This window comes from Nonomuraea sp. B5E05, assembly GCF_039880665.1.
Lineage (GTDB): Bacteria > Actinomycetota > Actinomycetes > Streptosporangiales > Streptosporangiaceae > Nonomuraea.
Genome location: NZ_JBDPMJ010000061.1, coordinates 1 through 12,795, shown reverse-complemented (window position 1 = coordinate 12,795; position 12,795 = coordinate 1). Strand labels below are relative to the sequence as shown.

At 64.6% G+C, this 12,795-nt stretch carries 16 protein-coding genes and 2 pseudogenes; 12 read left to right on the top strand and 6 right to left on the bottom strand.

Annotated elements, in window-relative coordinates; all coding sequences use genetic code 11:
- Window positions 1-184: 184 nt before the first annotated feature.
- Together ABGB01_RS45300 and ABGB01_RS45295 are read left to right on the top strand one after the other, a co-directional pair.
- Window positions 185-358 carry a hypothetical protein gene (locus ABGB01_RS45300; protein ID WP_347780484.1) on the top strand — a complete coding sequence of 58 codons (174 nt, stop codon included), beginning with the start codon at window positions 185-187 and terminating at the stop codon, window positions 356-358.
- Window positions 359-585: 227 nt separating this feature from the next.
- Entirely contained in the window at window positions 586-1,023 is a 438-nt protein-coding gene (locus ABGB01_RS45295; RefSeq protein ID WP_347780482.1) for a hypothetical protein, read from the top strand.
- Between the two features lie 149 nt (window positions 1,024-1,172).
- On the opposite strand, the gene ABGB01_RS45290 is transcribed toward ABGB01_RS45295, so the two are convergent.
- Window positions 1,173-1,457, bottom strand: coding sequence for a hypothetical protein (locus ABGB01_RS45290; RefSeq protein WP_347780480.1), 285 nt, complete (start codon window positions 1,455-1,457; stop codon window positions 1,173-1,175).
- A 191-nt stretch (window positions 1,458-1,648) separates the two neighbouring features.
- Between ABGB01_RS45290 and ABGB01_RS45285 the strand changes: the two genes are divergently transcribed.
- Window positions 1,649-2,488: a S1 RNA-binding domain-containing protein gene (locus tag ABGB01_RS45285; protein WP_347780478.1), complete on the top strand. Its 840-nt coding sequence runs from the start codon at window positions 1,649-1,651 to the stop codon at window positions 2,486-2,488.
- Window positions 2,489-2,741: 253 nt separating this feature from the next.
- On the opposite strand, the gene ABGB01_RS45280 is transcribed toward ABGB01_RS45285, so the two are convergent.
- The 5 genes from ABGB01_RS45280 to ABGB01_RS45260 form a co-directional block, all read right to left on the bottom strand.
- The gene (locus ABGB01_RS45280) at window positions 2,742-3,233 is read right to left on the bottom strand and encodes a hypothetical protein (RefSeq protein WP_347780477.1); all 492 of its coding nucleotides are present in this window, start codon (window positions 3,231-3,233) and stop codon (window positions 2,742-2,744) included.
- Between the two features lie 215 nt (window positions 3,234-3,448).
- Window positions 3,449-3,610, bottom strand: coding sequence for a hypothetical protein (locus ABGB01_RS45275; RefSeq protein ID WP_347780475.1), 162 nt, complete (start codon window positions 3,608-3,610; stop codon window positions 3,449-3,451).
- Entirely contained in the window at window positions 3,607-3,906 is a 300-nt protein-coding gene (locus ABGB01_RS45270) for a DUF6247 family protein (RefSeq protein ID WP_347780474.1), read from the bottom strand. The genes ABGB01_RS45275 and ABGB01_RS45270 overlap by 4 nt, the downstream gene beginning before the upstream one ends.
- Before the next feature lie 230 nt (window positions 3,907-4,136).
- Window positions 4,137-4,499, bottom strand: coding sequence for a hypothetical protein (locus ABGB01_RS45265; RefSeq protein ID WP_347780473.1), 363 nt, complete (start codon window positions 4,497-4,499; stop codon window positions 4,137-4,139).
- Window positions 4,500-4,608: 109 nt separating this feature from the next.
- Window positions 4,609-4,797 carry a hypothetical protein gene (locus tag ABGB01_RS45260; protein WP_347617668.1) on the bottom strand — a complete coding sequence of 63 codons (189 nt, stop codon included), beginning with the start codon at window positions 4,795-4,797 and terminating at the stop codon, window positions 4,609-4,611.
- 382 nt (window positions 4,798-5,179) lie between these two features.
- On the opposite strand from ABGB01_RS45260, the gene ABGB01_RS45255 reads away from it, so the two are divergent.
- The 9 genes and pseudogenes from ABGB01_RS45255 to ABGB01_RS45215 form a co-directional block, all read left to right on the top strand.
- Window positions 5,180-6,022: a helix-turn-helix transcriptional regulator gene (locus ABGB01_RS45255; protein WP_347780472.1), complete on the top strand. Its 843-nt coding sequence runs from the start codon at window positions 5,180-5,182 to the stop codon at window positions 6,020-6,022.
- A gap of 94 nt (window positions 6,023-6,116) precedes the next feature.
- A complete protein-coding gene (locus ABGB01_RS45250) occupies window positions 6,117-6,521 on the top strand; it encodes an ATP-binding protein (RefSeq protein ID WP_347780471.1) in 405 nt (134 codons plus the stop codon).
- Between the two features lie 418 nt (window positions 6,522-6,939).
- Window positions 6,940-7,779, top strand: coding sequence for a sigma factor-like helix-turn-helix DNA-binding protein (locus ABGB01_RS45245; RefSeq protein ID WP_347780469.1), 840 nt, complete (start codon window positions 6,940-6,942; stop codon window positions 7,777-7,779).
- A gap of 3 nt (window positions 7,780-7,782) precedes the next feature.
- Complete coding sequence (locus ABGB01_RS45240; RefSeq protein ID WP_347780467.1) at window positions 7,783-8,601, top strand: protein phosphatase 2C domain-containing protein; 819 nt, start codon at window positions 7,783-7,785, stop codon at window positions 8,599-8,601.
- Between the two features lie 238 nt (window positions 8,602-8,839).
- Window positions 8,840-9,496: a hypothetical protein gene (locus ABGB01_RS45235; protein WP_347780466.1), complete on the top strand. Its 657-nt coding sequence runs from the start codon at window positions 8,840-8,842 to the stop codon at window positions 9,494-9,496.
- Window positions 9,497-9,706: 210 nt separating this feature from the next.
- Entirely contained in the window at window positions 9,707-9,985 is a 279-nt protein-coding gene (locus ABGB01_RS45230) for a DUF4277 domain-containing protein (RefSeq protein ID WP_347780465.1), read from the top strand.
- Window positions 9,986-10,006: 21 nt separating this feature from the next.
- Window positions 10,007-11,398: pseudogene (locus ABGB01_RS45225) on the top strand (IS1634 family transposase); the annotation flags it as partial.
- Window positions 11,399-11,936: 538 nt separating this feature from the next.
- Complete coding sequence (locus ABGB01_RS45220; protein WP_347780464.1) at window positions 11,937-12,440, top strand: hypothetical protein; 504 nt, start codon at window positions 11,937-11,939, stop codon at window positions 12,438-12,440.
- 83 nt (window positions 12,441-12,523) lie between these two features.
- Window positions 12,524-12,795: pseudogene (locus ABGB01_RS45215) on the top strand (hypothetical protein); the annotation flags it as partial.

Below are 12,795 nucleotides of genomic sequence, written 5' to 3'. Positions count from 1 at the left end.
CCCGGTGCAGGTGACGGATCTCTGCCCAGTCGTCCACTGTGATCACATCCCTTTCTGTCACCTGTGGTGACGAAGGGGGTCAGTTTTCACGCGTTGTCTGGGGGTCAGTTTTCCAAGCTCGTCGACAGGTGGTCGCGACGCGAAGAGGACGGTCTCTACGCGATCGCTTCCGGCGTCAACGGGCATGCGCCGAAACGGGAGGCTGGGCGTGGTGGCCGCCACGGCCGGGATGAGCGCCTCGGCGCTGGCCCGCTACCAACATTTCGTCCCCGCCCTGGACCAGCCCATCGCGGTCGCGCTGCTGCGCGGCCGCGCCCGTTGTGTGCGGCGAAGCCACGCGTCGCTCATGGCACGTTGATGGCACGAACGCCCCGCCACATGATCAGTGGCGGGACGTTTCACGAGGTGGAGCCTAGGAGACTCCTGACATCCTGCTTGCAGATCGGCCCGATCTTCGAGCACAACCGCCTCGACCTGGGTCGGGGGGAGTGCGCGAGTGCCCGTGATTGACCGCCGCTGACCGCCCTTAATGGCCCGACGATCACGCCTTGCGCTCCCACTGCGATCGATGCCACCCTGACCGGCGTGTACGACGAGAATCTCGTGGGCCTCTGGGACAGTGGGCCCTACGACCTTGGGTACATGGAGACCAGTTGGTTGGGATTTCTGCCGGATGGCCGTGGCTGGAGTGCATGGGCCAACGCCGCCGGTGGCATCGAGGTTGGTCGCTTTCGCTGGCATTGCCCAGAACCTGCAACCCTGGAGTTGCGCTACGAATGGCAGGTTTCCGGGGGATGGCAAGACCCAGGAGATGCATTTCGATTCGACTCGATCGACAGCCAAGGGCCAGACCACGAGGTGCTGAAGACCGGCTATGTTGTCAGGCCAGATGTGACGATCTCGGAGCCGTTCACCGCTCTTCACCTGGAAGAAGATGTCAACTTCTGCTCGACCTACGGTTTGAAACAGCGTGAGCTCTCACTCCAGGACGACCCTGCTTACCACCTCGCACCATGGCAATAGCCATTCGGATCATCGCGGGCTCAGCCAAGCTACGACGGTTGTACAACGGGCCAATGTTCCCGGCTGCATCAGGCCTCTGACCTCCGGGTACGGCTCTTGCCTTTCCTCTACCTGGGAAGGTCATCCCGCGCATATCCCGCGAGGCTGAGTCAGTCATGATCGCTCTGTGTTGTTCGTCGTGAACCCCGACGTCGCCGTACTGCCCCGTAGGCAAGAAGAGCGAGACCCGTCAGAGTCAGCAGGGTGCCGGCCGTCATCGCACGGAGGTTCAGCAAGTCCGCACGGGCGATGGCCTCGGCTTGCTCCTTCAGCATCTCCGGCGTCGGGTCCTGGTAGGGCAGATAGGTGCCCGCGGTCGCCATGCAACTGGCAACCGGTAGCAGGAGTCCGGCGCAGATGGCTAAGACCCCGATCATCCTTCCGCTGATCGTCACGGGGCCAGGCTACCGAGTAGCCGCCGTCAGCTTGGGAACTGCATCGATCGCGGCTTGATGAGGCGCTGAGCTGGGCAACGGATCGGTCCTGAGTGACCGTGGTTGACCCCTCGTCACCCTTCCTGATGGCCCGCTGATGGCCCGGCACTTGCGGCGAGTGACATCACCGCGGTTATGACAAAGTGGGCAGTGTGGACAGTCCGACGAACGATCAAGACATAGTGGAGATCTTGAGGGCGGTTCGGGTCGGCGACATCGTCTCGGGGACGATCACGCAGGTGGGACGTCCTCACGGGGCCGCGGTGAGGCTTGACGGGCATCTGGGTCTGGCATCGGCGGACATCGGGCCTTTGCACGTCTCCTGGTGTCGCCTGCCGGATGAGGTCATACAGGTTGGCCGGCGCGTCACCGCCGAAGTGATCGATGTCGATGAGAAAGAGGAACGGATCGGCCTGTCGCTGGCCGCGACCGAGAATCCCGAACTCTGGGCATTCCTGAAAGGACTCCGCCCTGGCGAGGTACTCAGCGGCAAAGTGGCAGACGTGCAGCGGTTTGGTGTGTTCGTGGCGCTGGATGATGGGCCGCCGCATCCCGTCTATCCAGGAGTAGGTTTCATCTCGATCCCCGAGTTGTCCTGGCGGCATTTCGATGAGATCTCTGAGGTCGTCGAGGTAGGACAGCGGGTCACCTGTTCCGTTCTCTGCTTCGATACCACACACGGCGAAGCCAGGCTCTCCCTTCGCGCACTTCAGCCTGATCCTTTCCAGGAGTTCGCCGACGCGGCTCGCGAGGGACAAGAGTTCTGCGGAACCGTAACCAAGCTCGTCCCGTTCGGAGTCTTCGTCAGAGTCGTAGAAGGCATCGAGGGCCTGGTGCCCTTGGATGAGCTCGTCTCCATGCCTGTCGAGGCTCCCGAACAGGTCGTTCAGGTCGGCGACCGCGTCAAGGTGACCATCATCAGCCTGGATCGCGACGCCCGCCGGTTGCTCCTCTCCCACAAGAAGGCTGGTTCTGGTCCCCTATCGCCTTGATAGCACCTGAACGGGAGACAGCACGGTCCAGGACCGACGAGTGCGCCGGCCTCTTGCAGGACGACGTTATTTCTGAGCACGTAGGGCCTGATGGGCGACATGGACGATGTCCATGATCTTCAGGGCTGGTCTTGGGCTTGGCCTGGTTCTTGCCCGGCGACAACATGAGCGTCAATCGTTCAAGATCGGCCCTCCCCTCCTGCCGGTGAAACACCGGGGAGGGCCGTTTCGGTGTGGAGTTCACACCGCGTGCTCACATGACGTGGGACAAAGGACGACGTCTAGCCCGGCCGTACCTACGCGGCCCCCGTTGACGCACCGGAGCGGCTTGCGGATCGTAGCCAGCCCATCGAAACGAGACGATGGCCACACCGACCAGGGTCGTAACCCCACCGGAGAAAGAGGCAAGGAACATCGTCAAGGACTCGACATCCAAATCACCAAGCCTGGCCGATCCTCCATCGACCCAGTTCATCGTGGCCCAGGCCTGCGTGGCGACGATCGCTCCGAACACGGTCGTGATCGCACCCAGGACGTAGCCAGGGGTACGCGTCCACGATCCCGTGGCGGCAAGGACGCAGCCCACCACCAACCCGACAGGCACGGTGAGGAACTGGCCGAGTACGAACGCCATCAGAGCTGCGAGCCGTGCGTACTCGAAGCCGTCGCCTTGTTGCAGCCACAAGAGCGGCACTGTTATGACACCGCTGAGAAGGCCGATCGCCAGCAACCGAAGCATCGCCACGTACAGCATGATCGTGGACTCGCTCGTTGTTGTGCTACCCCAGCTGAGCCTGTAGCTGTATTTCGTAGCTGTACAAGATCGAAAAGGCCACTTTCTGATCCTTCGAAACGGAGGTCAGCCGGCTCAGAGGAGATCGATGATGCGCAAGGCCCTGGTCTCTTCATCGAGGATGAACGTCATCATCCCTTGGCCGTTATCTCCGAAGAAGGCGTGTCTCACCACGGACTGACCGGGACGCTCCACGACCGCGTCCCACGGATCGGATCGCGGAGGAGTTCAAGAAGACGCTCCAGCAGTGGGCCGTCGCGGACCTCCTCGGGAAGACCGTTCAGCTCGTAGAGGGCGCGTCCGTGGAAGCCATCGAACTTGTAGCTCACACCCGGCCTTCCCACTCCGGCGGGGTGTATCGAGTGAACATCTCCGTACGGTTCTGGAGAGCGTCCTGGACGGCCTCCTCGTAGCCTGGGCGGGCGTAAGCGATCGCACGCAGACGCCACTGACGCAACAGCGTCTGCACCTGCTTGAAGCGGGCCAAGTCGTGCGCGGCCTCCAAAGCCTCGTCGTACTCCGCCCGGAACCGCGCACGGTGCGGCGCCGGAAGCGCCTCGAAGATCGCGGCCGGATCCTCACCTGGATCATAGGGTGCAACAGGCTCCACAGGCTGAGCGGTCATACCGACCAACCTATCTTCCCGAACACGAAAGCGCGCCCTCGTGCTCTCACTCAGTCCCTTGACCTTCATACCTTCCAAGCCGAGAGCCGGGAAGTGAACGTAGTAATCCCTGATCTGATCACCGATGAGCTACGGGCGCAGGTGAAGGACTCCCAAGGTGGCTCCCGCTGGATCGGCAGTCGCTTTCATGGGGTGGGGTGCGGCGGCTGCCAGCCCACCTGTGCCCCCGGCTACCACTCGCCGAGAGAATTCACGTCCCATGAGAGCCGGATTGTGGGCTTGGTCTGGAGCACAACCGGCTCCTTGTAGTCCTCCCGAAACCACAGCTTCAGCCCTTCGTAGCCGGACCACTGGCGCTCAACCGACAGTCTCCCGAGACGCCGCAGCCGCCTGATGTACGTGATCTCCTCGCCGTCCACGTAGAGGCTGATATACCCCTCACCCGCCGTGGGATCGATGGAGAAGAGGACCGATATCGCGCCTCGGGTGAGTTGAAATGAGTGAAGGCCGACTGGCCAACGAACGTCCTCGTACTCGCCTTGCGGCTCGTCCTCGAAGAGCCAGATCAGCTCCGCAAGCTCGGGGATCTCCATGGCGTGACCATACTCGAGGACGCCCACGGACAGCAGCAGCCTGACACCGCGCAGCCCCGCGTGCTGATCTGCGTTTCGGCCGCCGGCAGGCATGTTCGCGGGAGGCGGCCTAACGCTGCATAGCTCTATAGCGCTTGAGCAGGGCCGTGATTTTGTCGTGGTTACGCGCGCCGTTCAGCTCGTCGAGCAGGTCGTCAGGGCATAACTCGTAGAGGTCGCCCCACCAGCGGCGCGCCTTGTTGTCCCAGATCCGGTAGCCGCCGGGAACGCCTCTGGCGACGTAGCGTCTCCTACCCATAGTTCGTCACCCTGCAAGCCGCCAGTCCACGGGTCAAGCACCGTGATCAGCCCGTTGCTCGGTGAGCCAGGGTGAGAAACGAACCCTGTATCGTCGATCGCCCCCAAGCACGTACGGTGGCCAGCCATGCCGTGGCGATCGTGAGGGCTGCATCTGTGCGGCGGCGTGGCAACCCCGGCCGGTGCGTTCGGTTGGTACGGCGGGGCCGTCGTGCGGTGCCAGGCCCGGTGTCCCGCCGCCGTCCGGGACCGGCCCCCAGGCCGCACGCCCGGACGGCGGGCGGGCGGAGGGCCGGGGTACGGCGGCGCGCCGCGCCGCGGCTTGATCTCCTATAAGAACAATTCGGCAATGCTCAGCATGGCCTGGTGGTAGAACGCTCCGTGTGGCGGAGCGACAGGATCGGCTGAGGGCGCTGGGCGAGCTGCTGCGGCGGCTACGCAAGGATGTTGGTCTGACCGGTAAGGATCTCGCGCAGCGGGCACAGGTGGCGCAGCCTACGATCTCTCGGATCGAGACAGGTCAGCTGCTCCCCACACCCGAGACTGTTGAGCGGCTGGTCGCTGCGCTGGGTCTCGATGAGGTGGGTCGGGCCGAGATGGATGCTCTTCTCGTACGGCTTCGCGACGAGGTGTCTCGGCTGAAGGGCGGCCTTGCTGGCCGGGAGGCAGCGAACGCCGCTCGGGTCCGGGCGGGGCGACGATTGATGTCCTTCCAGTCCGCCGTAATCCCAGCACTCTTGCAGACAGCCGAATACGCCCGGCTCGCGCTGGCGGTTGGGCGTGATGTCGACGAGGGCGATGCAGCCAAGGCCGCGGCGGCACGTGTGGAGGCGCAATCGGTCCTGTTCGACTCGGCGCGAGAGTTCTCGTTCCTGTTGACTGAGGGTGCGGTGCGCACCTGGCCAGGGCCACCGTCGTTGATGTTGCCTCAGCTCGACCGGCTGGCCACGGTGGCCACGCTGTCGCATGTGACCCTCGGGGTCGTGCCCTGGTCCGTTCAGGTGCCGGCGTTCCCCCTGCACGGATTCACGATCTACGACGGTTCGTTGAGCGTCGTCGAGAGCTTGACGGGTGACCTCAGCCTGAGCGAGGCCGATGAGCTGACCACCCACGCGGAGACATTTGAGGCGTTCGCGGCTGTGGCTGTGTACGGCGATGCACTGCGCCGGCTCCTTGGGTCGGTGGCCGACGACTATCGAAGCCTGATGAGCCATCTAGAGAAGTGACGCATTTATGCGTCGAATAGCTTGAGCTGTATCTAGCATCACTCATACGCTGGCGCCATCCGATGTATAGCCCCCTAGACGACGGAGCTTGCCCATGCCGGCCTGGCGCTTCTCCCGCTACTTCCTCGGCTCCGCCCCCTCTATCACCGAGGCGCGACGCTTCGTGGCCACGCTCCTGCGAGGCTGGCCCGCGGTCGGTGATGCTGAACTCATCGTCAGCGAGCTGGCCACCAACGCGATACGGCACTCCGCCAGCGGGCGTTTCGGGGGACGGTTCCTGGTGAGTGTTCAAGCTCATCCGGACCGCCTCTGGCTCGGTGTCCTCGATGAGGGAGGACCTTCCTCCCCCAGGGCCTTCCGGCCATGCCTGGAGGGCGAAGGTGGCCGGGGCTTGCTTGTCGTCGCAACCCTGGCCCTCGACTGGGGTGTGTGGGGTGACGAGCACGGTCGAACGGTCTGGGCCGTGCTGGACGCGGCATTGCAGGGAGCGTCTTCCTGATGGCCTCCTGTCTGTCGCCTCATCTCCCTTCACCACAGGCGTCGTGTGTGAAGCTCGACTGGTACCCCGCTCGCCCGGACGGGCGACCTCGGACGATCGCTTGGACGTGCGACTGCAGGAGCGTCTACTACGAACTGTGCGAGGCCGCCGGCCTCGGCTTCATCCGGCGCGTCGCCAAGGTGGGTCAGGGAGTCGTCGCCGAGACTCGCCGTGTACGAGTTGGCGAATCCCGCGTCATGTGGGCTGCGCTACTTGCGGGCACGGCGCGATGAGTCCGCGCGGCGTCCCTAATCGGCGGTCGGCGATTAGGGCGGTTAGTTCCAAAACTGGCGAACTGGTCAAAAACGTACTGTCGAGGGGGATAGACGGCAAACCGTCTAGGGGCCTAGACTCGCCTTTAGTGATCAGAGGGGGATCGATGCCGCCGAGTGACGTTGAGCGTATTGCTGCGATAGAAGACCCGTTCCAACTGCTGCGGGTCGCTACCGAGCGTCTCAACGCTGCTCAACAGGAGGTCGCTGAGCTCTCCCGGTTGCGGCGGCGGGTGATCCAAGTGCTACATGCTCAAGGGCTCTCATATGCACAGATCGCCAAGGAAGCAGGCCTGACCAGAGGCCGGATTCACCAGATCCGGCACACCGGTCCGGCACCTGAAGGGGCCTTTCTCGGTACAGGCACGATCACTCTGGTCACACCGCTCAAGCGCGAAGCCACCAACGCCCGGCCGGTGGTCGCGATGGAGGACGTCACAGCAGCCAAGCGGCTGGAGGACCTTGCCCGCGGCTTTGACCTGCCGGTGGAGCTGGAACACGTTCCGCTAGGCGGGGAGATCAACATCGACCGGCCAAACCTCATTGTGATCTGCGGGCCCAGGCTCTCGACCGTCATGGGCGAGCTGTACGAGTCCGATCCGGTTCTGAAGTGGGTCAAGGATGACGTCTGGACGCTGCACGACAGCCGTATCGGCACCGTGTACCGCTCCGGCTCGGACAGCGAACCAGCTCGTGCCGTCGATTACGCCTACCTCGGGCGGCTTGGGCGGCCGGACGGCAAGGGCAATCTCCTGGTGTTCACCGGCATCCACCCTCAAGGCACGCTTGGCGTGGTGCAGCTCCTCCAGACCGAGATAGCGACGCTATGGGGTCAGGTAGGCGACAAGCGCTTCTCCACCGTCGTGGGTGTTGAGTACGACCCAGCCACTGGTGAGCCGGTCAAGGCGGAGCTTGCCAGCCCCCTGTACCGGCACGAGGAGGACTGAAACGTGCGGGTCACCTTCGCCACCGAAGCAGTCCCAGGCCGACCGAACGAGGACTTCGTCGCCGCCACCGCCGACGCGGCCGTCCTCCTCGACGGCGCCGGCACCCCACCCGGGTCCGAGTCCGGCTGCTCTCACAGCGTGGCGTGGTTCTCCCGCAGCCTCGGCTCGACCCTCCTGGCCTCCATGACCCAGGGCACAGGCACCTTGGCCGAACTGCTCGCCCAAGGAATCAAGACGGTGGCCTCACTCCATGACGGAACCTGCGATCTGAGCCACCCCGGCTCTCCTTCAGCCACCGTCACCATGCTCCGGCACACGAACGACATGCTGGAATGGCTCGTCCTGGCTGACTCCGTCCTCGTCCTGGACGTCGTCGACGCGGGAGAACCCATGGCCATCTGCGATGACCGTGAGGCCCAAGTTGGCGCCCTCCACCGAGCCGAAATGGACGCCCTCGCCTCCGGTACCGACGAACATGTCTCCGCTCATCGCCGCTACGTCGAGACGCTGCGCTCCTACCGCAACCGCGACGGCGGCTTCTGGGTAGCCGCCACTGATCCACTCGCGGCCGACCAGGCGCTCACCGGCAACATGCCCGCCGACCAGATCCGAGCCGCCGCACTTCTCAGCGATGGCGCATCCCGACTCGTCGAGCGCTTCCACCTGCACACGTGGAGCCACGTCCTCGACGTGTTGGAGCAGTCCGGCCCTGACGAACTCATCCGCCAAGTCCGTGCAGCCGAGAAGTCGGACCCACAGGGAGTACGCTGGCCACGCGGCAAGACATTCGACGACGCCACCGCGCTCTACTGCCGTTCCTGACAGCGCTTCACTGGTCTGGCCAAGATGCACGGTAGGCATGTGTGATCACGATGAGACCTGCCGCTGCGAAGATCCCAACGTGATGAAGCGACGGATGGTTGCGGCGGTCCTCCTGGCGGTCGTATCCACGCTAACCGCAGGTCAGGCCGCGCACGCCGACGCCGAGGTGGATCCGGCCGGCGCCGTCCAGAGCCAACTCGTCCCCGGCCATGGGGTGAAGGTCGTCCAGCATTCCCGGATGTTCATGTTCGGCCGCTGGTCTTCCGTCAAGCCGGTCCGCGGGGTCGTGGGGTTCGGCAAAGGCAAGATCGTGGCGACGGACATGAAGAACCCCAACCTGGCTCTTCGCGGTACTCGCAACATCTGCGTCGGCAAGCTCGGCTACGAGTCGTACGTCAAGCGTGACCCTGAAGATCCCCTGCCGCCGGGGAAGACCTGGGTGTCCTACGACTGGCCGCCATGCCAGCTCGTGCTGAAGTCCGGCTTTGTCAACCTCGCCGACCAGGACACGCTCAGAGCGGTGCTGGCCAGCACCACAGGCAGGCGGCCCGCAGGCGTGTACGACGGGGTGCGCACCACCCTCTACCAGGGCAGCATCACCTTCGCGCAGCTCGACAAGGCGAAACCAGGCCTGCGCATCGGCTTCCGGACCAAGCCCACCGGCAAGTACGGCACCTGGAAGGTGTCCTGGCGGTTGTGGATCGGTGGCGACCAACTCGTTCGCAGAGCTTGGAGCTCCTGGCGCGAGCCGAACGACAGCCTCGACAGATCCGCCGGCGACGACGCGTACTACGCCTTCGAAGAGGACCTCCGCCTGTCGAACTGGGGGATGAAGGCACACATCAAGCCGCCGCCAGCCGATGAGACAGTGCCAGTGGAGGAGCTGCACGACTGATCGGACGTGCGGAAGGTTGAGGCACTTAGTGACGTCTGGGTTTTGTGCAGCAGCCCCCGGCAGCCGCGCTAGCCGGGTCCTTCGCACATGACGAGTGATCAAATATGAGTGATCGGCATGAGATCTCATCTTGATCACGTCTTGGTCAAGTGATAGCGGGATCTGGGGCCGGGCGTGGTGATGTCACTGTCTGTGATTCGTGATGGTGGTGTGCGTGACGAAACGCGGGTGATGTACGGGCCGCCCAGCGTGGACAAGGCGCTGGGATCGCTGCCGGTGATCGCCGATTTCTGCCGTCGGGCAGGGATCGCCGAGGTGGTCGATGAGCTGTGCCCTGTCCGGGAGGTGGCACGGGCCACGCATGGCCAGGTCATCGAGGCGTTGATCGCCAACCGGCTGACCAGCCCGGCCTCGATGGTGCGGCTGCAGGACTGGGCTGATGCCTGGGCGGTGCCGGAGGTGTTCGGGATTGACACAGAGCAGCTCTGAGGAACATCACAGAGCGTCAACAGGATCGCGCCGGATGTGCTCAACGATGACCGCGTGGGCCGGGCGCTGGACGCCATCGCCGAGCAGGCGGACTTGATCGCCGGGACGGTGGGCGCGCGGGCGATCGCCGAGTTCGGCATCGATGCGTCGACCATTCATTGGGATATGACCTCGATCTCCCTGTACGGCGCCTACACCGAGGCGGAGGAGGGGTATGCCGCCCCCAGATACGGGCATCCCAAGGATCGCCGCCCGGATCTGAAGCAGATCCAGACCAGGGTCGCCACCACCGCCGATGGGGCGGTGCCGGTGCTGGCCCGCGCTTATGACGGCGGCGCGGCGGAGGTGTCGCAGGTGCCCGGCGCGATGCGGGCACTGCAGAAGATCGCCGGGCGGCGGGAGTTGCTGATGCTCGGCGATTCCAAGCTGATCTCCTACGACAACGTGCGCGAGTTGGCGACGGCCGGGGTGCGCTTCATCGCCCCGGCCCCCAAAGCCGTGGTGGGCGCCGCCGTGCTGGCCGCCCAGCAGGTGGCCGACGCCGTGCCCGTGGACTACGTCGCACTGCGTGATGCGGGCAAACAGCCCGGCCGGCGGGGCACCTACCACGTGATCGAAGACGCCATGGTGCTGACCGCCCCCAAGAGCAAGACCGGGCCGGACCTGCCGGTGCGCCGCATCTTCGTGCACTCCTCGGCCCGCGCGGGTGCGGCGGCCACCGCCCGGGCCAAGAAACTGCAACGGGCCCGGGCGGAACTGGAGCGGCTGGAGCGCGGCGCGGGCAAACGCCACTACCCCACCGAAGAAGCGATCACCGCCCGCCTGGCGGTCATCGCCAAGACCCGGCGCGTCGCCGCCTACCTGCGCCATGAGATCACCACCGACCCCGCCACCGGCAAACCCGCCTTCGCCTGGCACTACGACCAGCAAGCCGTAGATGCCGAGGCCGCCACCGACGGCTGGTACGCCCTGCTGACCACCATGCCCGCCACCGGCCCCCAAGCACTGGACGCCGCCGGCGTCCTGATCGCCTACAAGGGCCAGGAAGCCTCCGAACGCCGCTACGGCAACCTCAAAGGCCCCCTCGCGGTCGCGCCCCTGTTCCTGACCACCAACCGGCGCATCACCGCCCTGCTCACCGTCATCTGCCTGGCCCTGCTCATCTTCGCGCTCATCGAACGCGCCGTGCGTCTGCTGGCCGGCCCCACCGGAAAGATCGCCGGACTCTACGTCGGCCGGCCCGCTCGCCCCACCGGACGGCTCATCTTCGAAGCCCTCGCCGGGATGCGCTCGATCCCCGCTCAGCAGGGCCAACCCGCCGTCATACCCCGGCCCAACAGCCTCCAGCAGCGCCTGCTCACCATCCTGGCCGTGGACCCGATACGGACAATCGCCATGAATCACCCGCCATGACGATCACCCGAACCCAACATGTTGATCTATCCCCATGCGCGAATCACCCGGCTAGCTGCGTCGGAGAGCTTACTGGCGTGGAACCCGTGAAGCTGCACCCTTGGTATGTGGGCGCGGACGCGCACCATAGACCGGGCCCTCATAGGTATGCCGTGTGTGGTGGAGGCGTGAGGTGCCCCGAACCTTCCGGACTCGGACCCAAGTAGGGTCAGAGACAGTCCGGTAAGGAAGCACGTGGCGAAGAAGCCGAGAATATATCCGCCCGAGTTGCGGGCCGAAGTCGTGCGGGCCGTCATCGACGACGGGAAGACTCCTGCACAGGTCGCCCGCGATTTTGGGCTGGTCGCAGAAACCGTTCACAATTGGGTCAAGGCTATCTGCTGCGCAGGCACATCGCGCCGACCTTCGAGGAGAAACCGCTCAATGCGATCAAGAACCGCACGTCCGGCGCTGGCGTAAGGCCCTGCTCGAAGAAGGAGTCAGCGAGGTCACGGTTGCCAAGGCGTACCGGCTCCTGAAGGTTGTTCTGTCCACAGCTGTGGATGACCTGCTCATCAAGCGCAACCCATGCCGGATCAAGGGAGCTGGCCAAGAACGGTCTCCCGAACGGCCCATCCTGACCGTGGAAGAGGTCTACCGCATCGTCGATGTCATCGAACACCGCTACCGGGCACTCATCCTGCTGGCCACCTTCGCCAGCCTGCGCTGGGGCGAGCTGACCGGACTCCAGCGGCGGGACCTCGACCTCGACGCCAGAACGGTTCGTGTCGAACGCCAGCTGATCCAGATCACCGGCAAGGGCCTGATCTTCACCGAACCGAAGTCACAGGCGGGCAGGCGAACTGTCGTCATCCCGGACCTGATCATCGATGAGCTGCGCGCTCACGTGAAGGACTTCACCCAGGACGGGCCGGAAGGCTTGATCTTCGCCGGACCGGACAACGGGGCGCTCCGCAACACCAACTTCAACCGCCGCGTCGGGCACGTAACGGGCACGGCCTCAAAACCAGCCCTCAGAAAGATCGAAAGCCCAGGCCGTTGACCTGAACTTTTGTATGAGTGGAGCCTAGACGAGTAAGTCCGAAGGCTTGCGGTGCATAGGGGAAGGGCCTCCATGATCGTTTTGTGACGAACGACATCGAGACCCTTCTCACCGCATTCTACGTGAAGATCGACGATGAGTTGGGAGGACCGCGATGGACGGGCAGGCCACCGGTACTGACCGACTCCGAACTGGTCTGCGTCGCGGTCGCTCAAGCGCTGCTCGGGATCACCTCCGAGACTCACTGGCTGCGCTACGCCCGCAAGCACCTGGCCGGCCTGTTCCCGTATCTGCCGCAGCAGTCCGGCTACAACAAACGGCTGCGTGCTGCCGTCGGGCTGGTCAAGCGGACCAT